The organism is Desulfosporosinus sp., assembly GCF_014237355.1.
Taxonomy (GTDB): Bacteria; Bacillota; Desulfitobacteriia; order Desulfitobacteriales; family Desulfitobacteriaceae; genus Desulfosporosinus.
This window is the reverse complement of sequence record NZ_JABZFS010000055.1, coordinates 17,448-40,149: the sequence shown is the minus strand read 5'-3', so window position 1 is coordinate 40,149 and position 22,702 is coordinate 17,448. Positions and strand designations below refer to the sequence as shown.

The window sequence follows — 22,702 nt, the reverse complement described above, 5'->3', positions numbered from 1 at the left end:
CCTTTTTTATTTTTGGCTTTATATTAGAATAATTGGTTACAGATTAGGTCGTAGATGTTTGCCGATAGGGGTTGAAACAATCTTTCCATCTTTAAAAACAGTCGTTCCTCGGAGAATGGTTTGAGTTACTGTTCCACGGAAGTGATCCCCAACATAAGGGCTTACTTGGTGCTTATAGAACAGATCCTCTGCCTGCAAGGTGAATTCCTTAGCTAGGTCTACCAGGGCAAAGTCCCCATCGTAGCCAACCGCAATTTTCCCCTTACCTTGAATTTTAAAGATTTCGTTCACATTATGAGAAGTCAAGTTCGCAATATCCGCCAGCGGAACCTTTCTACCGTGATAGGCGTGTGTAAGCAGGGCGGGAAGGGTTGTTTGGCAAGCGGAGATTCCGCCCCAAACCTTTAGGAATTCTCCGTCCTTAAGCTTCGGGTCGCAGGGGGAATGATCAGAGGAAACGAAGGCAATTTCTTTGTTTAATAGTTTTGCCCACATTTTGGTTTGGTTTTCAGTATCGCGAATAGGGGGCGAGCATTTTGCTACGGTTCCCATACGCTCTACATCATCATCTGTTAGAATTAGGTAATGTCCAATGGTTTCACAGCAGACGTCAATCCCTCGGCTTCTGGCTTGGGTTACAAGCTCCACCGCCTTTGCTGTGCTGATATGAGCGATGATTAATTTACAGCCTGTCTGCTCAGCAATTGAAATCATGCGCGAGACATTTTCTATTTCTGTAATGGGGGGACGAGCGGCAAAATAATCCCGCACTGAAGTTTTGTTGTTGGAAAGGGCGATCGACGTTAGATCTCGGGTAATTTCATTGTTTTCACAATGCACCATTAGCGGCAATCCAAGCTTGGCTAATTTTTCCATGCCCACAAGCGCTGTATAATCGTCCATGCGTTCAAATTCGTCGATACCACTATTGCAGGAAAAGGCTTTAAACCCTATTACGCCGCATTCTGCAAGCTCTTCGAGATTATTTAAATTTTTGGGAGTAAGCCCGCCCCAAAATCCATAATCGACTAGAGAGTCCTTCTGAGCTACCGTAAGCTTTGCATTGAAGTTCTTGGCGTCGAGTGTACAGGGGCTGCAATTAAGGGGCATATCGAAGTACGCAACCCCACCGCCTGCTGCCAGAGCACTACTACCTGTTGTGATGGTTTCCCAATCAGTTCTTCCTGGGTCATTAAAATGTACATGCCCGTCTGTGGCTCCGGGAAATACATATTTGCCCGTTGCATCAATGATTTCTTTGGCATCGCCGGATAGTTCTTCTGCTATGGCGACAATTTTTCCATCACAAACGGCAACGTCGGCTTTTTTTACATCATCTGGACAGACGAGAGTCCCGTTTCGAAGGATTAGATCATAATGCTTGCTCATGAATTATTCCCCTCCTGATTCCTTATTTGGATTTTTTAACAAGTTCGCCAAAGCCTTTTTGACCGACCAATTGACCATCTTTCGCTACGACTTGACCTCTTACAAGGGTGCATATAGGGAGACCTTTACCCTTTAAGCCCACAAAAGCTGAGATTTTGTTGACATAATACAAGGAATCCGAGGTGATTTCCCACTCCTTATCTGGATCAAGAAGCACTAGGTCTGCGTCAAATCCGACTTCTATCGCACCTTTCTTACCATAGATACCGAAGGTCTTAGCGGGGCCTTCGCTTAAGGATCTAGCCAGTAAGGTAGGATTGTAGCCTCTCTTTGCAACACCTTCGCTAAATACAACTTGCATAACATTTTGGATACCGCTGATACCCCCCCAAGCTCCAAAGATTCCATGCTTTTCTTCACTTTTTTCGCTTAATTCACAAGGAGAGTGGTCCGAGCCAATACAGCATAGGGTACCATCATTGACATATTTCCACATTTCTTCGACTGCAGCGGCTTCTCTTAAGGGAGGTGCACATTTAAACAGACTGCCATTCCTGATGACATCTTCATCAGTAAAGGTAAGGTAGTGCCCACAGGTTTCTGCAGTTACGTCGATACCTTCTAACTGAGCCTCCTTAATGAGTTTTGCGACTCTAGGGTGGCTTACATGACAGATATGTACTTTTGCATTTAGTTCTCTTGCTAGGTCAATGATATTTTGTGTAGCGATCAATTCTGCGATTACAGGCCTTGAATTTAGGAAATCCTTCCAATCATTAGTTTCCTTACGTTTAGCTCTTGCTTCTTCCCACTTGATAATGGAATAATCTTCACAATGGAAACCTGCTCGAGCATCGCATTCTTTTAAAATTTCTAGAGCTTCTTTAGCCTGTCCAATGGATAGGGATACATAATCAGGGGATACAGGCCCAATAAACGATTTAAAAGCAACACAACCCTTTTTATCTAATTCTTTCAAGTTTTGAAGATTATAGTCTACCAGGCCGCCCCAAAAACAATAATCAACATAAGCGTTCGGAGAAACAGATTCTTCTTTTGTATCGAAAATCTGAGCATCTGTCAATGCCGGTTCGTTCTGAAGAGGCATGTCCACTATAGTCGTACAACCGCCAACTCCTGCAGCAGCTGTACCATGGGAGTAGTCTTCTCTCCATAAGTAACCGGGATCATTTAAGTGTGCATGGCTGTCAATTGCGCCCGGGAAGATATAGGTTCCTTGGGCATCGATGACTTCTTCCGCTTCTATTGGACTACCAGCTTCAACGATGGCTGCAATTTTTCCATCGTTTACACAAATGGATGCTTCAAAGACCCGTTCTGATGTTACAACCTTACCGTTTTTAATAACTAGATTAAACATATTCATGCCTTCTCTCATACTAAAATTTGTAATGTAACGCGATGTAAGCCTATGCTTAGAATATATAGAAAATTGATATTTTTCACTATCTCACTGTGCTATAAATAACGAAGGATTATTATCCGATATTGCCAAAGACAGATACGCTGAAATACTGAAAAATATGAATATAGGTTTTAACTATTAAAAAGTACTTATCTGATATCAGACTTTCGCTTAAGTTCAGCCTTCGAAATTAGGTACCGTGGGATAGGAGTGGTAATTAGTGATTAACAAGGAACGACTATATAATCGTTTATTAGAACTAGGAGCCATCGGTAAACAAGAAACAGGTGGAATTACTCGTCACTCATTCACTGCAGAGGACAAAGCAGCTAAAGAACTAGTCGCTTCGTTTATGAAAGAGGCGGGTTTGACAGTAAGAGAAGATTCTGTCGGAAATCTAATTGGTCGTAAGGAAGGGAGAAATCCAGAAGCACCAGTCGTTCTTACGGGTTCTCATATCGACACGGTTTGTAATGGGGGAATCTACGATGGAGCACTAGGGATTATTGGAGGAATCGAAGTTCTACAAACCTTTAATGAACAAGGAATAGAAGTTGAACATCCTATTGAGGTTTATGCTTTTAATGATGAAGAGGGCTGCCGTTTTAGCTTTAGTATGTTCGGAAGTCGTGGAGTTATTGGAACTATTGAACAAAAAGATCTTGAGATGAAAGATCAAGATGGGGTTTCAGTAGCCGAAGCCATGAGGGCGAATGGGCTAGAACCTGAGAAAGTCGGAGAAGCTATACGACCTAAAGAATCTCTAAAAGTATTTGTTGAACTCCACATCGAACAAGGTCGAGTCTTGGAAAGCAATAATCTATCTGTGGGTATCGTTAGCGGGATTGTTAATGAACTTTGGCTGAAATGCACCGTGAAAGGGGAAGCAGGACATGCGGGGGCTACTCCGATGGACCTGCGCAAGGATGCTCTAGTCGCAGCTGCTGAGATGGTTCAAGTGATTGAACGGGAGGCCAAAAAGACCGGTACGACGGTTGCTACGGTGGGTAGACTGAAGGTTTTACCGGGCGGGATCAACATTATTCCAGGAACCGTGGAATTTACGTTAGATCTTCGGGATCTTTCTCAAAACGTGAGTGAGCAGGTTGAAAAGGAAATCATGAAAGAATTTGGAAGAATCTGCGAAGAGAGAGGTGTTGAGCTTCAAACGGAGATTTTACAGCGCATACCCCCAGCGCCTTGTTCAGAGGAGTTTCAACAGGCAGCACAAAAGGCGTGTAGTCAAATAGGCCTTAAGCCCTTCACACTTCCTAGTGGCGCCGGTCATGATGCCATGCAAATGATCAATATCTGCCCGATCGGGATGATTTTTGTTCGATCAAAGAATGGGATTAGTCATAATCCAGCCGAATGGAGTTCGCTAGAAGATTGTGCTGATGGTGTAAACGTGTTATACTATAACCTTCTTGATTTGGCAGTCAAGCATTAGGGAGAAACCAACTTCCTGGTGATGCAGCAGTTGAGGTTATGAGCATTGTTGAGATTTAGTTGTATTATTAAGGATCCTTGGGATCATTTAGACACGCAGAAGATTTCTTCGAAATCCTTTGCGCGTCTTTTGTTTTTAGGATGCAAAAAAGATCTTTAAGCAAAACTAGGCTTAAAGATCCAGTTGAAGTTGGAAGTAGATACAAATAGTTTTGATTAAGTGAAAATGCGAAATAGGTTATAGCTTAAGTTCGAAGGTAACTCCAAGATCTCGAATTTGAACATCTCCGTCATAGAGTGGTGCACTCGATTCATCCGACGTTTGTTTTCGTGTGGCAAGGATATAGGCAAAATGAGGTTCTAAAGGCAGTATTGTTCCATGCCAAACACCACGATGAAGCACAAAACTCATATTCCGTTCCCAAAGAAACGCACGAACAGAATCAAGGGCCGGTAAGGATTCAGGGTTATTTGGGTCCGTTGCAGGAGCTACTGTGATAATAGCCTGTCCACCCGTCATCATAAAAAAACCTTGGGTTACTTTGAGGTGGCGCTCTAATCCGGTGAATTTGAACTCTTTCCGATCGAGGAGGGCATAGACAAATTCTGCTTCCCCATCATCGACCTCAAAGGGCATTCGATCTGTAAAGATTGGAGGAGTGGTTTTAAACGGTGGTATCCCTGGATTGGGGCATAAGAGGTGTCCAAAGGGGCTAAAAGCTTCTTTTGTCAAGGGTTCTACTTTAAGTAGACGGTTCATCGAAATTCATCTCTCCTTTAAGGAATTTTCATTCAGAGATAAGTTCTCTATTTTTTAGTTTCCTCCTTTAGCTATATGGGATAAATAATATGAGTTTGGTTAGGCAGATGGTTGAGTATCGCAGTATAATGAGAGGAAAACCTGATAATTATTAGGTTATACCTTTATCTAGTATGGATAAAGGTAAACAATTTAAGATGTCGAACATTAAGAATATTAAGGGATATTACAATAGTTCTGTCATTAAGAAAGGAGATATAACCATGGGTTATCCAAATGATTTATTATCGACTCGGGCTATTATTCAACACGGACGGTATGCTCTAATTCCTCCCGAAGGACGGGTTAAGAATGTCCTTCCGAATCTCGAACAGTGCAATGTCAGCATTATCGCTTCTCCTCATTATGGCCCCCAGTTTGCAATGTATACTGTCGAAGTTCTTCCAGGCGGGGGTACTGTTCAACCTTTTCAAGAAGAAGGCATTGAAACCTTTGTTTACTGTATGAGTGGAAGAGGAAAGGTTACTGTTAAAGGAGAAGAGTATTCTGTCGATGAAAGCGGATACGTTTTTGCTCCTGCATCACTGGAAATGAGCCTCCGAAACGAGTCTGACGAACCTTGGAAGCTGCTTCTTTACAAGCAGCGTTATCGTGCAGTAGATGGTCATGAGGCTAGAGTTGTGGTTGCTAGACTTAATGACATGCCAGATGAAGCTTACGATGGCATGGAGAATGTTCGAATTAAGAATTTGCTTCCAAGTGATCTAGGTTTTGATGTTAACTTCCATACTTTGAGCTTTTATCCGGGAGGTTGCCATCCGTTTATTGAGACCCATGTCCAGGAACACGGTCTCTATCTTCTGGAAGGTGAAGGTGTCTATCTCATCGATGATCACTGGATCCCTGTGAAGAAAGAAGATTTCATCTGGTTTGGCCCTTATGTCCCTCAAGCTTGCTATGGAGTAGGGCGCACACCCTTTACCTATATCTATACAAAAGATTGTAACAGAGATATTCAGCTCTAAGGTGTGGTCCCATAAAAGTCAGTTGTCTGAAAGGATAAGAGGTGGTAACAGTGGAGATTACAGTTAAAAGTTTGTTGAGAATCGGCCCCTTGAAAACTTCTCAAGTGGTTGCAGGATACCAAATGCTGGATAACGTTGTCAAAGGTGTTACCATCATCGAAGCTCCTGATATCGTGAATTGGCTCTCGGGTGGAGAACTCCTCTTAACCAGTTTATATGCCGGTCCTGGGGAAGGACAAAGTTACCGAGAATTTATTCAATTATTAGCTCAAAAAAAGGTCAGTGCCTTAGCTGTTAAAATACGGCGCTTCGTGCAAGATATCCCCCAAGAGGTGATCGATGCGGCTAATGAGTTTGGTTTGCCGCTGATCGAATTGGACGGAAATACTCGATTTGTAGATATAATGTATCCGGTAATGGAGCAGTTGTTTAATTCACAAGTAGTTAAGTTGAAGTACTATAAAGATATTCAAGAACGCTTTACAACATTGGCTTTACAATGTGAAGGGTTAGAAGCCATTACTCGAACCCTCGAAGAATTAGTAGGAAACCCGGTGGCAGTTTATGATAAAAATTTTAAATGTATTGAAGCAACAGACTCCCGGATCGAGAGCTTTCAGGAGTCTCAAGAGCGTGAACTGCGCGAAAACTTGAATGAAAAGTTTTCTTATTATCGACAGAAAGTTAATTACCCGGCATTGGGAGAAGGCCTCGTTCCGCAAGTTGTCGTTGAAATTAGAGCTTTTGGTCAGGTTAAAGCTTTTTTGACAATAGCAGAATTAAATAGTCCTCTTGAGGAAATGGATTTTATCTGTCTAGAAAATGCAGCTACTGTCGTCACGTTGGATTGGGTCAAGCGATTTGCAGTTAGCGAAGTTGAACAACGTTTTAGAAATGACCTTATTGAACAGATCTTGACCGGTGCGATGAGTTCCGCTACTGCTTTAGAACGGGCTAACTTTATGGAATGGGATTTAAATCGGCCCTATCGAATTATTGTTTTTGATCTTCAGAATTTAGATTCTCACCTCTTGGAAAATCGCGATCAAAGTAGAATGGCTATCCAGGGTTTGAAATCAGAAATCACCTCGATTATCTCAAGTGCCATAAGGAACCATACTAAGGACTATATTATTGGCAATAAGGTAGATACTGTTGTTGTTCTTTGGCCGGTTACAGAGAACGACGAAAATTTATTACAAAAAATAAAAAATGTGGGTAAGGAAGTCCAAGAACAGATTAAAAAGAGAATGAAAAAGATTATAATCCAAGTGGGAATCGGAGATGAAGCAATCTGTATTGAGGATATACCTCGCAGCTATAAGGAAGCACAGGACGCTTTGACCTATGGGTCAATGCTTCACAAGGAAAGTTCAGTGATAGGATTTTCTGAACTGGGAGTTTTTCGTGTTCTATGTAAATTTGCTGAACGGAATTCCCTTGAGGAATTTCTCCCGAAATCTTTACTCAAGATTCTAAACTATGATCAGGAGAACAAAGCGGATATGCTCAATACTTTGCAAGTGTTTCTTGAATGCAATGGAAATGCCAGTAAGGCCGCTAAAGAACTATTCATCCATTATAAAACTATGCTGTACCGTTTAGAGAGAATCAGAGAAGTTACTAAATTGGATTTAGAAGACAATAAGAACCGCCTTGAATTGGAGATGGGCTTGAAGATGCTGCATCTTATGAATAAACAATGGATTAAAAAGAGCCACTCTTAGGAGCGGCTCTTCTGGTTCAATGAGAGACAACATTCGTCACAGATACTCCAGCATGACTCCTTGATAATTGAACTATCCTCTAGCTCATCGTTAAACCTGTAGTTCCAACAGAACAACTCAGTCTTTTTTTCTTCACCACAAACGTCGCAACTCGAACATAAATTCTTGAGCAACATAAGATCCACTCCTCTCAAATGAATAAAACCTTTTGCTATAGTATATTTAAAAAAATCATTTTTTGAACTAAGTATCAGAATATTTAAAAAATTATTATTCATTGATCCTTGGGCTTATGAAGTGGTAAAAAGGAAAAAAGCAAGTTCGCGTCGAAAACTAAAAAGTAAATATTGGAATGATTTTGGAGGTAAACGGTATGATTGTAAGTCATAAACGGGAGGTTTTAGGCACACGCGTAGACAATGACCAAATCAAAAATGCTGTTAAGAGAGTACTCATTTCCCCAACCCAAGGGTGGGAAGGCTATGTTATGCGCGAATTTGAGCTAGGTCCAGGAGGCTACACTCCTCGCCACACTCATCCTTGGCCCCACATAATTTATATTCTTGAAGGGGAGGGAACTTTGCATTTAGACGGGCAGGATTATGTAATGGAAGCTGGCTCATTTGCCTTTGCTCCCAGCAATAAGTTGCATCAATTCAAAAATACTGGCAATGATAAATTTGCTTTCATCTGTATCGTGCCCGAAGAAGGAGATAAGTAAGGTAATGCCGATGCTAAACTTTGATACACTTCATAATCCTTATGCTTCGTGCAGATTGACTGCCTTCGCCAAAAATGGGATGGTTGCTTCAGCTCAGCCCCTTGCTGCAGAAGCTGGGTTGTCCGTATTAAGAAAAGGTGGAAATGCAATTGATGCTGCTATTGCGACAGCAGTATGTCTCACGGTTGTGGAGCCAACCTCTAATGGAATAGGGGGAGATGCTTTTGCTTTAGTTTGGACAAAGGGCCAGCTTTTCGGCTTGAACGCCAGTGGACCTGCCCCTCAACGTCTCTCCTTGCAAGCTTTGGAACGTGCCGGATATAAGGAAATGCCCACATACGGATGGTTCCCTGTCACTGTACCTGGGGCACCTGCCGCCTGGGCAGAATTGTCGGCTCGCTTCGGTAAGCTTCCTCTAACTGAAGTGATGGCACCCGCAATTGCTTATGCTGAGCAGGGCTTTCCTCTTTCTCCGACGGTAGGGAGAAACTGGGGAAAAGCCTTCGACACCTTCGCGTTAGACTTAAAAGATGAGCTATATAAATCGTTGTTTAGTACCTTTGCACCTCAAGGGCGAGCTCCAAAAATAGGAGAACTATGGAGTTCTCCTGATCACGCCCGTACTTTACAAGCTATCGCAGAAACCAATGCTCGATCTTTTTATAGCGGAGCCATCGCAGACAAGATTGACGAGTTTTCTAAAAAGTATGGCGGCTTTCTACGTAAGGAGGACTTAGAGGCTTACATACCGGAATGGGTAACCCCTATTAATGTAAATTATAGAGGGTATACCGTTTGGGAAATTCCTCCTAATGGACATGGTCTCATAACGCTTATTGCCTTAAATATTTTAAAAGGGTTTGATTTTGAAATGAAAGTGAGCCCTGAATCCTATCATCGGCAAATTGAAGCCCTAAAACTTGCTTTTATGGACGGAAAGAAATATATTGCCGATTCAGCAAAAATGCAAATGGACATCAAAGATTTGCTTGCGGATAATTATGCAATGCAACGACGAAAAGAAATCGGAGAAAGAGCCCTTATGCCTGAACCCGGAAGTCCGCCCAAAGGGGGAACGGTTTATCTGGCAGCTGCAGATGGCGAGGGAAACATGGTTTCATACATTCAAAGCAACTATATGGACTTTGGATCAGGCTTAGTTGTCCCTGAGACAGGAATTAACCTGCAGAATCGTGGGAACAACTTTTCTTTGGTTCCGGATCATGTAAACTGCCTTGAACCAGGTAAACGGCCTTATCATACGATTATACCTGGTTTCTTAACCAAGGATGGTTGTCCTATTGGCCCCTTTGGTGTAATGGGAGGTTTCATGCAACCCCAGGGTCATCTTCAGGTTCTTATGAATGCCATTGATTTTGATTTAAACCCTCAAGCAACTCTTGATGCGCCTCGTTGGCAATGGATTAACAGGAAAACTATTGAGCTTGAACATTCCTTCCCCAAGCATATCGCGGAAGACCTGGCACGTAGGGGACATGAGATTAGATGGGTTCAAGATTCTACCAGTTTTGGACGTGGTCAAATAATTTGGCGGACTTCAGATGGAATCTTAGCAGGAGGGACAGAACCTCGAGCGGATGGGCATATTGCCATGTGGTAAGCGGAATCGAAATTAAAGCTAAACGAAAGATGGGCATTACCTTTGAATATTTTTTTACAGGGTTTAACTATGGGATTGGCCTATGTTGCACCCATCGGAATGCAGAATCTGTTTATTATTAATACAGCTCTTACCCAGAAGAGAAGCCGTATCTATCTGACAGCACTCATTGTCATATTCTTTGATGTAACCCTAGCCTTAGCCTGTTTTTTCGGAGTAGGGGCTATTATGGAGCAATCCCCGTGGTTAGAGATGGCTGTGCTTTTGATTGGTAGTATTATAGTAATATATATGGGTATAGGGATTCTTCGTACTCAAAGCTCTTTAGATGCTTCGACGGATGTTAATGTAAACATATTAAAAGTAATAACAACTGCCTGTGTCGTAACATGGTTTAACCCTCAAGCACTAATTGATGGAAGCATGATGCTAGGTGCCTTTAAGGCCACCCTCTCAGGAGACGAGGGGAGCAGATTTATTCTAGGTGTTGCCTTTGGATCCACCTTATGGTTTCTTGGAATATCAACTCTAATTCCAATTATTCGCGATAGATTCAATGACCGTGTATTACGTGTTATCAATGTTGTTTGTGGGAGCGTCATTATCGTTTATGGCATTAAATTAGCGTATCACTTCTTGCAAATGTCAGTTGCTATGATAAACAATGCTGGATAAATTCTCCTCATTATCGAGGAATGTATTATTCAAAGTTTAGATTTTGTCGTTTATTGTTTATGTAATCTACGTTTGTAGGGGAGGACTATTATGAACGAGGAGAGAGTAATCGGGGGAATACTCGGCTTGGTGGTAGGTGATGCACTGGGGTTACCGGTACAATTTCTAACACGTGCCGAAGTTCGTCAGAGTCCAGTTATAGGTATGCGCGGTGGCGGAACGTTTGATACCCCACCTGGAACTTGGTCGGATGATAGCTCCTTGACACTTTGTCTAGTGAAAAGTCTAATTGAGAAGGGCTATGATGTATCCGATATTGCGGAGAGATTTGTACGTTGGTTTCAAGACGGCTATTGCACACCCTTCGATCACGCTTTTGACATTGGTTATGCCACAAGAGATGCCATGAGACGTTTGATAAAAGGAGTGGCCCCCTTAGAGGCTGGCCCTGCAGAGGAAGATGATAATGGAAACGGGTCTCTTATGCGCATCCTCCCGGCGGTCATGTTCTTTGCGCACCTTCCGGATTCCCAGTTTATTGAGAGAGTCTGTGAAGTTTCAAAAATCACCCATGGTCACCTGCGCAGTCAGTTGGGATGTTCCCTTTATGGGCTGTATATAAAGTCTTTATTAGCTGGTGAAGATATGGAAACGGCTTATCAGAGTTTGCAAGTTAAGGCGCCTAGGGTTTTTGAGGGTACTGAATTGGAAAAGGAGTTAAGCTACTATCAACGCATAACTAATGGTAGTTTACCGATGCTATTCGAGGACGAGATTCAATCTACCGGATATGTGGTGTACACTCTCGAAGCAGCAATTTGGTGTTTTATGATGACCGAAAGCTATAAAGAAGCTGTGCTAAAGGCAGTTAACCTAGGTTTAGATACGGATACAGTTGGAGCAGTGGCCGGCGGGTTGGCCGGGGCGTACTACGGACTGGGGGGGATCCCAGAGGAATGGCTATCTAAGATTGTAAAAAAAGACTGGATCTTGGATTTGAGCCGAAGATTTGCTGTTGTGTGTGATCCTATAGTTCAATAACAATTAGGGACTAAGAGTTTGTTCGAAGGCATTGACATAATTAGTTGTTGAATAAATTTCAGAAAATGTATAAATATAAATTCTAATAAAGGTAATTTGTGATATTCTTAATAAGGATAAATCTTAGTCATAAAAAATATACGATGAGGAGGAAATGGTAGTGATTGCTGAAGTCAACCAAGAAGATTGTATTGGGTGTGAATCATGCCCGGAATTCTGCCCCGAGGTGTTTAGGATGGAGCCCGACGGTTTAGCAATAGCTTATACAAACCCGGTTCCAGTTGAGTTTGAGGAAGCAGTTAGAGAAGCTGCCGAGGGCTGTCCGGCACACTGCATTATTATTGAAGAATAGGCACATATTAATAGACATAAAAAAGAATTGCTTATTCAGTTTCAAAGCAATTCTTTTTTATGTCTTAAGATAATTTCTGTAATAATAAGAGCACGTAATGATCTACCTAACACAAATATAGATCGCTGATTACCTGACTAGGATCTTCCGACCATAATCAAGCAGGTTACCACCTATACTCATGATTCGTTCGACCTTACAAGATATCTACCCAGCTATAGACAACCTCTCGGCTGCAAATAACCAGATTTTCTTACCCATGCATACATCTTCTGACATATGGTTGCGTAAGAAAAAAAATCAACACCCAGCAAAATCTTAGCTCGACCCTTTACGATAAGTTAGAACCTTAAAACAATCTTAAAGACTGCCCTAAAGCTTTTCCCCACCATAAAGAATCTTCCCTCCGACTATATACAAGCGTTTTACCACCTGCATATAATCTTTGGCCGACCCATATACACCCGGTTAAGAGCATATATAAATCTTGGCTCAACCATTACGTACCCTTATGATCATATTATGGTTCTTTAAGGTGCTCCTTATACTGGAAATTTTAGGTAGTTGTTTTTGAACAAGGGGTATGAAACAGGGGGAGAAACAAGGGGACAGGTGCAGATGAAACAAGGGGACAGGTGCAGATGAAACAAGGGGACAGGTGCACAGTTTCGAAACAGTGCACCTGTCCCCCTGTTTTGTTAAGAAAGCAAACAGGGGGACTTCGTTTTAACAAACGAGCTTCTTCGAAATTGGAAACAAGTTTATATTGTCAGAAAGATTCAGATAAGTTATAGTTTATGAACCGAAGTATTTGGAAGGGTACGTCTAAACGTATGGAGGGCTTATGATTGACGACAAAGTTTATAGTCTATCAAAAATTGAGTTGTTTTCAGGTTTAACCTCCGCCGAGTTAGCAGAGCTTGCCGAAGATTTCCAATGGGAGAACTATGTTCAAGGCTCTGAGATTATTAAACAGGGTCAAGAAGAGCATGTCTTTTATATTTTGATCAAAGGAAAAGCGGATATTATGATCCGCAAAGAAGGACAAGGTGTAAAGCGTGTCCGATCCTTGGACAAGGGAGAGACCTTTGGAGAATTCTCGTTGCTCGATGGTAAACCTGCTGCTACAACCATTCTATGCATAGAGGAGTGTCAGGTTCTTGCAATGGATTCGGAAGGTTTTGCCCGTATGCTTTTGCGGTGGCCTAAACTTTATCAGACGTTTATTGGTCGTTTAACTCAAAATCTCAATGAAGCAAACCTTATACTTTCAGAAGCTAAATATAAGGAAATTTTACGTTCGGCGTTACAGCTTAACCAATATAAAGATAAGTTCTATGGACTTTGGGGAGGCCGTCGCACAACGGCTGAGGTTGAAAGGAAGCTTGAGGAACTTTCTAATCCTCAAGGGCATCTGCTATTAACTGGAGAACGAGGTACTGGTCGGCAGATGATGGCTTGGTATGTCCATCAACGCCAATCGGGGGTGGAAGCCCCTTTTGTAGTGGTGTCCGGACGGCGCTTTGATCAGCAGTGGAGAGACTTAATCATGGAGCCCGCAGGTCAGGAGGCCCCCTCAGCCGTAGCTAATTCGAATCTTTTCGATATAGCTGAGGGTGGAACCTTGATGATAAAGGAAATTAATCTTATATCTCCGCATACTCAGCTATTACTTGCCCAAGCGATTAACGCTCAAAAAAAATGCTTTGTCATCGGTAGTTTAAACTCTGAACCAGATGAATTGGAACGTATTATCATCCCTGAACTGCGGAAATCTTTTGCTCACACTTATGAAATAACTCCTTTACGAAAACGCAAACGGGATATTCCTATTTTAGCACAAGGTTTTCTAGAAAAATTAGCTCAGAAGAACCAACGAAAGGTACCAAAACTGAATCAGGAAGCGACCCAATTGTTACTCTCTCATCATTACCAACAGGGAAATGTCACAGAATTAATTCAAGTTATCGAAAGAGCCTTTCATATTACTGAACATGATGTTATTGGCTTAGAACAGATCTTTTTTGGTCCCACGGCTGAACAAAATGGGCATACGATTAACCTTTTAAGCTGGCCAACCTTTAAAAGGATACTACAGAAGGGAACTATGATAGGTTGGTTAAGGGGGGCAGCCGTTGCACTGTTTATCGGTTTGGTCTTATTATTGCTATTTAATCCTCAAGTTGCGGTCTCCACTAAGATCTTTGCTTTAGTGTGGGGGTTATGGTGGCCGGCTTTGGCATTAATTTCTCCTTTCTTAGGTAGATTGTGGTGCACGGTATGTCCGTTTTCAACAATCATGGATTTTGTGCAAAAAAGGGTGCATAAGAACCGGGGGATTCCTGAATTTATTATAAAATACGATTATCTCCTGGTTAGTTTCTTGTTTCTCATGATCTTTTGGGTTGAAGTAATTACGGATATGCGCTTTAATCCTAGTTATACTGCTATCTTATTAGTAGGGATCCAAGTTAGTGCGATTTTGATCGCAGTCCTTTATCCACGCCATACTTGGTGCCGACATTTTTGTCCCTTGGGAGGATTTATCGGGACGGCTTCGGTGGGTTCAATGTTAGAGATTCGAGCAGATGCCTCGGTATGTCTGAATAAGTGTACAACCTTCGAGTGCTACGTCGGCACAGAGAATGCTGCAGGCTGTCCAATGTCTCAACATCTTCCTTTCTTAGACAATAACCTGGATTGTAAACTGTGTTTCAACTGTGTGCGAAATTGTCCGAATGGTTCTGTGCAAGTTAATTTAAGACTTGCAGGCCGGGAAGTATGGCATTTAGTTCGAGTTAACCAGGGTTATGTAGTTTTTATTGGAGTAATGTTGGGTATCCTAGGTCCACTTAACTACTTTTCATCGTCTGAGATATTAGGGGCTACTACCTCCTGGAAAGCTTTGTTTAGTCTTAGTTATTGGGGGGCAGGTATTACTGGTGGAATACTTGCTTGGATGATCGCAAAACCCTTTAAAACAAAAGCCGCATCCCTACGTGTCAAGCTGGTTTTTGCCTTTACTCCTTTAGTTCTGGCAGGGCATATTATGTATCAAGTCGCTTATATTCCCGGAATTCATTCGCTTTTCTTGGGTTTAGGCTATAAAGTACAGTCAGGCTTGCAATCCTTTTATATTCCGGCCACAGTGATAGTACAGGGTATTGCCACTATATTTGGCTTACTGTTAACAGGGATAACCATTGCTTTAGTTTTGTTGCGAACCAAAGAAAAACCAGCAGTTCGCTTAAAAGCTTAAATAAGATCTAATTAACAGCCCCTAGAATTAGTACTGGTGGGCCTATTATCCTGGAATAGATTTAAAATTTGTAATAAAAGGCCTTAGTTCAGTTAGTTTGAGCTAAGGCCTTTTAGCACCATCACAATTACTCCTTCGGCTAGATATTTATAACATGTATGATTTAAGGGAAATAATAACATAATTATGGTCGTATGACCACAATTATGTTAGTTCCTGCCAGACATTAGTATCCAACCAGATTGCCAAGGGAGATCGGCATGTTGGGTTTAAGTACGTAAAGAGGAGTTTTAAGAATTCTAGCGAAGTGTTTATTGTGTCATGAGTATTAAAACCAGAAAAGAGAAAGGAACCAAAACTATGAAAAATTCAAGAGGAATAATTGTTCCTGCTATTTTATGGGCAGCACTTATCTTAATTTCATATTACTTTGTCCTAGTACCCATCAACATTCAATCTGGAGGCTTTTGGATTTACGTCTCCACAATGCTTCTTTTGGGTGCAGGATTATTCATGTTGCCTCAAGTAGCCGTCCAAAAAAAGATGATCGTGAAGAATCAACTATGGTCTTATCTACTGATTCTGTCAGTGCTTGTAATAGCAGCGGGAGGAATAATGGTAATTTATTCAATGCCAATATTCCATGCTCAACAATATGCCAAGTTAATTGAAAAGCAGGAAGGGAGTTTTACTGAAGATGTTACTGAAATAACCTTTGATCAAGTCCCAACTGTTGATAGAGACACGGCTCAAAGACTCGGGGACAGAAAAATGGGTGAGATTGTTGAATTGGTCTCGCAATTTAGCGTAGCTCCGGATTACACACAAATTAATTACCAAGGAAAACCGGTTAGAGTTTCTCCCTTGGAATATGCTGGGTTTTTTAAGTGGCTGAATAATAAGAAGGCCGGAATTCCAAATTATATTGTGGTCAATATGATTAATGGTGAAGTAACTCTGGAAAAACCAAACCAGAACATCATGTATTCTGAAAGTGAACGGTTCGGAAGTTATGCAAAACGATATTTAAGATTTAAGTATCCGACCAATATTTTTGGCGACTTTAGCTTTGAAGTCGACGATCAAGGAACTCCATATTGGATTGTAGCTGTGCATGTAAAGAAAATAGGTCTTTTTGGTGGAGCGGATGTTAAAGAAGTGATTATGTTGAACGCTTCAACAGGAGAGTACCAGAAAATGGGGATTGAAGAGGTTCCTTCATGGGTAGATACAGTCTTTGGGTCCGAGCTTGTGATAAAACAAGTTAATTATAATGGTAAATATCAAGGAGGTTTTATTAATTCTATATTCGGACAAAAAGGGGTTCTGGCGACAACAGATGGATACAACTATCTGGCCATAAATGATGATGTATATTTGTATACTGGAATAACCTCTGTGGTGCGAGATGAATCTAATATTGGTTTTATTTTAGTCAATTTACGTACCAAGGAAACAACGTTTTACAGTATTCCGTCAGCTGAGGAGTATTCTGCTATGGATAGCGCCCAAGGTGCGGTACAAGAGAAAGGTTATGTCTCGACATTCCCTATTCTTTTGAATATCAACGGAAAACCAACGTATTTTATGTCTTTAAAAGACAACGCCGGGCTTATTAAGCTGTATGCTTTAGTTGATGCTGCGGATTATCAAAAAGTCGTCATAGGTGTTACCGTAGAAGAAACGGTAAGTGAGTTTACGAATAAAGGTATTGCAAAAACGGAAAAGGAGGAATACGACCTTAAAGAACAATTTGAACTAACAGCTAAGATTACAGATATCCAAAACCTTGTGATCGAAGGGAACACGTATTACTACATTCTGTTAGAGGGACAGGAGGATATCTTTACTGCCAATATCTCTAAATCAGAAAGATTACCCTTCCTTAAAATCGGTGATGTGATCCGCGTGAAATATATTGAAGACAAGGCAAAGGTCAATAATATTGTAAAGATAATCTAAAGCGAAACTAAACAGGGGCAAACGAAACAGGAACGAACGACAGGGGGACAGGTATAGTGTTTCAAAACACTGCACCTGTCCCCCTGTTTTCATACAACATCAACCATTTTCCTTCTTTGAGTATCGTAACTCGGTCAGCAATGCTCTTGGCATGTCATGGGTTACAAATATTACGTTTATTTGCGTCTGGTTTAAAATTATTTTTATTTCTTCCCTGATTTTGCTTCGCAGTTCGGCATCACCCCAAAATTTCTTTTTCTTAAGAGTAAGATGATACTTACGAGCGCGAAGATAGTAATTGTTAACCTTATCCAGTTTGTATTGATATTTATAATATCAAAGCTTACTAAAGCCTCAAGAGCAAGAGAAGGAAGTTTTCCAAGGGCAGTGGCGATTAAAAAATGTAACATATAAATATTACTTACCGCACCTGCTAACGTTACAAAACCTGAAGGAATAAAAGGCAAAAGCCTTGCTTGAAAAAGTAGTACAGTAATTTTGAATCCCTTTGCAGAGACAATCCTATCTAACATAATGTGTTTTCTACCCAAGCGTTCAAGTCTCTTTTTAAAGCCTAATCTGTAAAGGTAGAACGAAACCAAAGCACCAATTACCTCTCCGACCCAGGAGATTATAAAGCCATTAACAGGACCGAATACAATAACATTTGCACCTGTGACAAAAATTGAAGGAATAATACCAGCAACAGCAATAAGAATACTAATGAATAAGCTTGCTATAATTCCATACGCACCCCAATAATTTATTGAATCTGCAAAAAATTGTGAAGACATAGAGCTAGTTCCTTTCGTATAGCTTGATGTATTTCTTTTAATGTACAATAAAATGATCAATTAATATAGGATTTTCCCAATAATGTTGAGAATTGATGGGGGGAAACAGGGGGACAGGTTCAGTGTTTTGAAACACTGAACCTGTCCCCCCGTTTCCCCCCGTTTCTTACCCCCGTTTCTTAATTTGGATGGTTGTTAATATAATTCCTAAGCCAATAGGTGTGAAATTCTTCGTCGAGAAGATATTCCATTAGAATATCTTTGATTATTCGGTATTCCTTTTCTTCCAATTCCTGAATAAACTTACGATATGCTTTCATTGCCTCATTTTCTAGAAGAACGCCTAATTTGCACGTATTATGTTGACCAATAGATTCAACGGTTTCACCTACAAAACTACCTGCTAGTTGTAAAACTGAACCGACGACAGAAGGAACCTCCTCATTGGCTTTGTCGATTATATTGGCAAAATAGTCAGCATGTCCTTGTTCTATTTGCACCATTTTTTCAAAGGCTTTTTTGTAATATTCGTCTGTAGCAGAGTTAGCTTGTGCATTGTAAAAAGCAACCTGAAAGGTCTCTAAGGTATAAAATTCTTTTAAGCGAAAGATGAATTTATTATCCATTACTTACTCCTTCTATGATACTATTCATACTTATAATTTACTGATAATAAGCAAACTATGACTAGTTTAAGCTGCTTCCTAACAAAGTAACAATAGGTTCGGTTTTAGGTGTCAGTATGGGTAGTAAAATTCCCGCAAGTTGGAGATTCGATTGACTTGATTAAGAGAGCCGATAAAGTTATGTGTGAAGTTAAGAATCAAATAAAAAAAGGGCCTGAGAATGATTTCTACACCATTGACGAATACTAATTCAAACTTATGATTAAAGTTCTCTTAGAGGAGGTCTATATGTGGCTAAGAAAATGAAAACAATGGATGCAAACCAGGCTGCAGCCGAAGCATCCTATGCTCTGACTGAGGTTGCAGCTATCTTCCCTATAACGCCCTCTTCCCCAATGGCTGAGGGAGTTGATGAATGGTCGGCACATGGTAAAAAGAATTTATTTGACCAACCGGTAAGAGTTGTAGAAATGCAATCCGAGTCTGGAGCTGCAGCAGCAGTACATGGCTCACTTCAAGCCGGTGCACTGACGACAACCTATACGGCTTCCCAAGGGTTACTACTGATGATTCCAGAAATGTATAAAATGGCAGGAAATCTAGTGCCGGCAGTCTTCCACGTTAGTGCTAGGGCCTTAGCAACACAAGCTTTGTCAATTTTTGGAGACCATCAAGATATAAACGCCGCTCGTCAAACAGGCTTTACGATGATTTGCGCGAACAATGTTCAAGAAGCTATGGATTTAGGCTTTGTTTCTCACCTTGCAGCGATTAAATCAAGGGTACCGGTTTTGCATTTTTTTGATGGTTTCAGAACCTCTCATGAAGTGCAAAAAATCGAGACCACAAGTTATGATGAAATTGCTGGTCTAGTAGACTTTGAAAAAATAAAAGAATTTCGAGAAAGATCTCTAAATCCTAACCATCCCGTCCTAAGGGGTACAGCCCAAAATCCGGACATTTATTTTCAAGGTCGTGAGGTTTCAAACCCTTTCTTTGAGGCTGTACCTGATATTGTTGAAGATTATTTCAAGGAGATTAAGAGAATTACCGGACGCGAGTATCATCCTTTCCAGTACTATGGGAATCCCGAGGCTGAAACTATTATTGTGGCCATGGGTTCTGTTTGTAACACCATTGAAGAAACCATCGACTTTATGGCGCAACGGGGAGAAAAGGTCGGGCTGATAAAAGTACACCTATATCGTCCATTCTCTAAAAAATACTTCTTTGATGTACTGCCTAAATCCGTTAAGAAGATTGCTGTCCTTGATCGAACCAAGGAACCTGGATCTACTGGTGAACCTCTATACCTCGATGTTTTACAAATTTTTAACCACGAGACCTCAAAACCAATCATCGTGGGAGGGCGTTATGGTTTAGGTTCTAGAGATACTACTCCTTCTCAAATTCTTGCTGCTTACCAAAACTTAAAGAAGGCTCAGCCGAAGGACCGCTTTACCATTGGCATTATTGATGATGTGAGCCACACCTCTTTACCAATCGAAGAGACTATTGACACTTCGCCAGAAGGAACTATCCGGTGTAAGTTTTGGGGACTTGGCTCTGATGGTACAGTTGGAGCAAATAAAAGTGCGATAAAAATCATTGGTGATAATACTGACCTTAATGTACAAGGCTACTTTGAATATGATAGTAAAAAATCCGGTGGAACGACAATTTCTCACCTGCGTTTTGGTAAGCAGCCCATCAAATCCTCTTATTTGGTATTTGATGCAGATTATATTGCTTGCCATAATAAGTCGTTTATTTATCACTACGATATTTTAAAGGGTCTGAAAAAGGGCGGAACCTTCGTTCTAAACTGTCCTTGGCGAGCAGATGAACTAGAAGATCATTTGCCAGCTGCCCTTAAGCGCTATATTGCTAAGAACAACATTGATTTCTATATTATTGATGCCGTTTCCATTGCTGGGGAAATCGGGCTCGGCGGACGTATCAACATGGTCATGCAGTCCGCTTTCTTTAAGCTAGCTAAGGTGATCCCTGTCGAGGAGGCCATTCAATACTTAAAAGGCTCCATACAGAAAGTTTATGGCAAGAAGGGTTCCAATATTGTAGAGATGAATCATAAGGCTGTTGATCGTGGAATTGAAGCTTTACATAGGGTTGAGGTTCCTGGTTCTTGGGCTGAGGTTCCTGATGAGACTATGCCTATTAAAGATGAGCCTGACTTTGTAAAAAACATTCAACGTCCAATGGCCCGTCATGAAGGAGAAGATTTGCCATGTAGTGCTTTTGTCGGGGTAGAGGATGGAACCTTCCCCTTAAGCACAACACGCTACGAAAAACGTGGTATAGCCGTTTACATACCCGAATGGCAAATCGACAAGTGTATTCAATGTAATCAGTGTTCCTATGTCTGCCCTCATGCAACCATTCGTCCTTTCCTCTTAGATGATAGCGAGTTAGCAAAGGCCCCAGATACCTTCAAGACTAAGAAACCGATTGGCAAAGCCCTGGAAGGTTATCATTATCGGATTCAGGTTACGCCCCTTGACTGTACTGGTTGCGGAAACTGTGCAGATATATGTCCTGCACCAGGGAAGGCAATTATTATGAAACCCGCTGACCATGAGATTGAAATGGAATCGGAAAACTGGGAATATGCTATTAAAAATGTGACTGAAAAACGGCATCTGATGGATGTTAAGTCTTTAAAAGGAAGTCAATTCGCCCGCCCACTGCTTGAGTTCCATGGAGCTTGTCCAGGCTGTGGTGAGACACCTTATGCTAGACTTATTACCCAGTTGTATGGTGACCGGATGATGATTGCCAACGCTACGGGTTGTTCCTCCATCTGGGGCGGAAGTGCACCTTCTGTTCCTTATACAGTTAATGCAGAAGGTAAAGGACCCGCCTGGATGAATCCACTCTTTGAAGATAATGCAGAGTTTGGCTATGGTATGTATCTTGGTTCAAAGCAAATTCGAGCTAAACTTGCTCAACTAATGCAACAAGGCTTAGAGAGCTCGATTAGCGAAAATCTCAAAGAAATCTTCCGAGAATGGCTGGAAAATATGGAGGACGGAGAAGGTTCTAAGAGAGCCTCAGCCAGAGTGCTTGAAGCAATGCAAGCGGAAGATATCGCGGGCAATCCAATCCTTTCCGAAATCAAGGAAAAGAAAGACTATCTCATCAAACCCTCTGTTTGGATCTTCGGCGGGGATGGTTTCGCTTATGATATTGGATATAATGGGATTGATCATGTCATCGCGAGCGGAGATGACATCAATATTCTTGTAATGGATACTGAAGTTTACTCGAATACGGGTGGCCAAGCTTCCAAAGCAACCCAAACTGCCGCCATTGCTAAATTTGCGGCTGCAGGAAAGAGAGTTCGTAAAAAAGATCTAGGTCTCATTGCTGCAACCTATGGCTATGTCTATGTTGCCCAAATCGCTATGGGAGCAAATATGAATCAAACGATTAAAGCAATTGCTGAAGCAGAAAGCTATCGTGGGCCGTCTATCATCATTGCTTACTCCTCTTGTGTAAACCACGGAATCAAATCTGGTATGGGTACGAGCATCTTTGAACAGAAAAAAGCTGTTGAATCGGGGTACTGGCATCTCTGGAGACATGATCCCAGGCTTAAAGATCAAGGTAAGAACCCGTTTATACTTGATTCGAAAGAACCGACGGCTTCTTTCCAAGACTTCTTAAAAGGTGAAATACGTTATTCGTCTCTCCTGAATGTATTTCCAGATGCCGCTCAAGAAATGTTCGACGCGGCAGAAGGACATGCGCGAGAAAAATATCAGACCTTAAAACGTTTTGCAGAGATGCAATATTAGTCTACTAACTAAAATGACTCCCATCCATAACTGGACGGGAGCCATTTTAGTTTGCAA

At 41.4% G+C, this 22,702-nt stretch carries 16 protein-coding genes; 11 read left to right on the top strand and 5 right to left on the bottom strand.

Annotated elements, in window-relative coordinates:
* Positions 1-36: 36 nt before the first annotated feature.
* On the bottom strand, positions 37-1,389 hold the full coding sequence (allB, locus tag HGJ98_RS11810; RefSeq protein ID WP_291351611.1) for an allantoinase AllB: 1,353 nt from the start codon (positions 1,387-1,389) through the stop codon (positions 37-39).
* Between the two features lie 22 nt (positions 1,390-1,411).
* Positions 1,412-2,770 (bottom strand): allantoinase AllB, encoded by a 1,359-nt coding sequence (gene allB / locus HGJ98_RS11805; protein WP_291351609.1) that lies wholly within the window; start codon positions 2,768-2,770, stop codon positions 1,412-1,414.
* Between the two features lie 265 nt (positions 2,771-3,035).
* Between allB (HGJ98_RS11805) and HGJ98_RS11800 the strand changes: the two genes are divergently transcribed.
* The gene (locus tag HGJ98_RS11800) at positions 3,036-4,265 is read left to right on the top strand and encodes a Zn-dependent hydrolase (RefSeq protein ID WP_291351607.1); all 1,230 of its coding nucleotides are present in this window, start codon (positions 3,036-3,038) and stop codon (positions 4,263-4,265) included.
* Between the two features lie 237 nt (positions 4,266-4,502).
* Here HGJ98_RS11800 and HGJ98_RS11795 read toward each other — a convergent pair whose 3' ends face one another.
* A complete protein-coding gene (locus HGJ98_RS11795; protein WP_291351605.1) occupies positions 4,503-5,024 on the bottom strand; it encodes an ureidoglycolate lyase in 522 nt (173 codons plus the stop codon).
* Between the two features lie 263 nt (positions 5,025-5,287).
* Here HGJ98_RS11795 and allE point away from each other — a divergent pair, with 263 nt between their 5' ends.
* The 9 genes from allE (at position 5,288) to HGJ98_RS11750 (ending at position 17,407) form a co-directional block, all read left to right on the top strand.
* Positions 5,288-6,049 (top strand): (S)-ureidoglycine aminohydrolase, encoded by a 762-nt coding sequence (gene allE / locus HGJ98_RS11790; protein WP_291351622.1) that lies wholly within the window; start codon positions 5,288-5,290, stop codon positions 6,047-6,049.
* A 50-nt stretch (positions 6,050-6,099) separates the two neighbouring features.
* On the top strand, positions 6,100-7,776 hold the full coding sequence (locus HGJ98_RS11785) for a PucR family transcriptional regulator (protein ID WP_291351604.1): 1,677 nt from the start codon (positions 6,100-6,102) through the stop codon (positions 7,774-7,776).
* A 373-nt stretch (positions 7,777-8,149) separates the two neighbouring features.
* Positions 8,150-8,497: a cupin domain-containing protein gene (locus tag HGJ98_RS11780; protein WP_291351602.1), complete on the top strand. Its 348-nt coding sequence runs from the start codon at positions 8,150-8,152 to the stop codon at positions 8,495-8,497.
* Positions 8,498-8,507: 10 nt separating this feature from the next.
* Positions 8,508-10,118 carry a gamma-glutamyltransferase family protein gene (locus tag HGJ98_RS11775; protein WP_291351621.1) on the top strand — a complete coding sequence of 537 codons (1,611 nt, stop codon included), beginning with the start codon at positions 8,508-8,510 and terminating at the stop codon, positions 10,116-10,118.
* A 42-nt stretch (positions 10,119-10,160) separates the two neighbouring features.
* Positions 10,161-10,793 carry a LysE family transporter gene (locus HGJ98_RS11770; protein ID WP_291351600.1) on the top strand — a complete coding sequence of 211 codons (633 nt, stop codon included), beginning with the start codon at positions 10,161-10,163 and terminating at the stop codon, positions 10,791-10,793.
* A 90-nt stretch (positions 10,794-10,883) separates the two neighbouring features.
* Entirely contained in the window at positions 10,884-11,834 is a 951-nt protein-coding gene (locus tag HGJ98_RS11765) for an ADP-ribosylglycohydrolase family protein (RefSeq protein WP_291351598.1), read from the top strand.
* Between the two features lie 160 nt (positions 11,835-11,994).
* Positions 11,995-12,186, top strand: coding sequence for a ferredoxin (locus HGJ98_RS11760; RefSeq protein ID WP_291351596.1), 192 nt, complete (start codon positions 11,995-11,997; stop codon positions 12,184-12,186).
* Positions 12,187-13,030: 844 nt separating this feature from the next.
* Positions 13,031-15,445: a cyclic nucleotide-binding domain-containing protein gene (locus HGJ98_RS11755; RefSeq protein WP_291351594.1), complete on the top strand. Its 2,415-nt coding sequence runs from the start codon at positions 13,031-13,033 to the stop codon at positions 15,443-15,445.
* Between the two features lie 360 nt (positions 15,446-15,805).
* On the top strand, positions 15,806-17,407 hold the full coding sequence (locus tag HGJ98_RS11750) for a hypothetical protein (RefSeq protein WP_291351620.1): 1,602 nt from the start codon (positions 15,806-15,808) through the stop codon (positions 17,405-17,407).
* 203 nt (positions 17,408-17,610) lie between these two features.
* Here HGJ98_RS11750 and HGJ98_RS11745 read toward each other — a convergent pair whose 3' ends face one another.
* Positions 17,611-18,201, bottom strand: a complete 591-nt coding sequence (locus HGJ98_RS11745) for a VTT domain-containing protein (RefSeq protein WP_291351592.1) — start codon at positions 18,199-18,201, stop codon at positions 17,611-17,613.
* 179 nt (positions 18,202-18,380) lie between these two features.
* Positions 18,381-18,827, bottom strand: coding sequence for a demethoxyubiquinone hydroxylase family protein (locus HGJ98_RS11740; protein WP_291351590.1), 447 nt, complete (start codon positions 18,825-18,827; stop codon positions 18,381-18,383).
* 290 nt (positions 18,828-19,117) lie between these two features.
* On the opposite strand from HGJ98_RS11740, the gene nifJ reads away from it, so the two are divergent.
* Positions 19,118-22,645: a pyruvate:ferredoxin (flavodoxin) oxidoreductase gene (nifJ, locus tag HGJ98_RS11735; RefSeq protein ID WP_291351588.1), complete on the top strand. Its 3,528-nt coding sequence runs from the start codon at positions 19,118-19,120 to the stop codon at positions 22,643-22,645.
* Positions 22,646-22,702 lie beyond the last annotated feature (57 nt).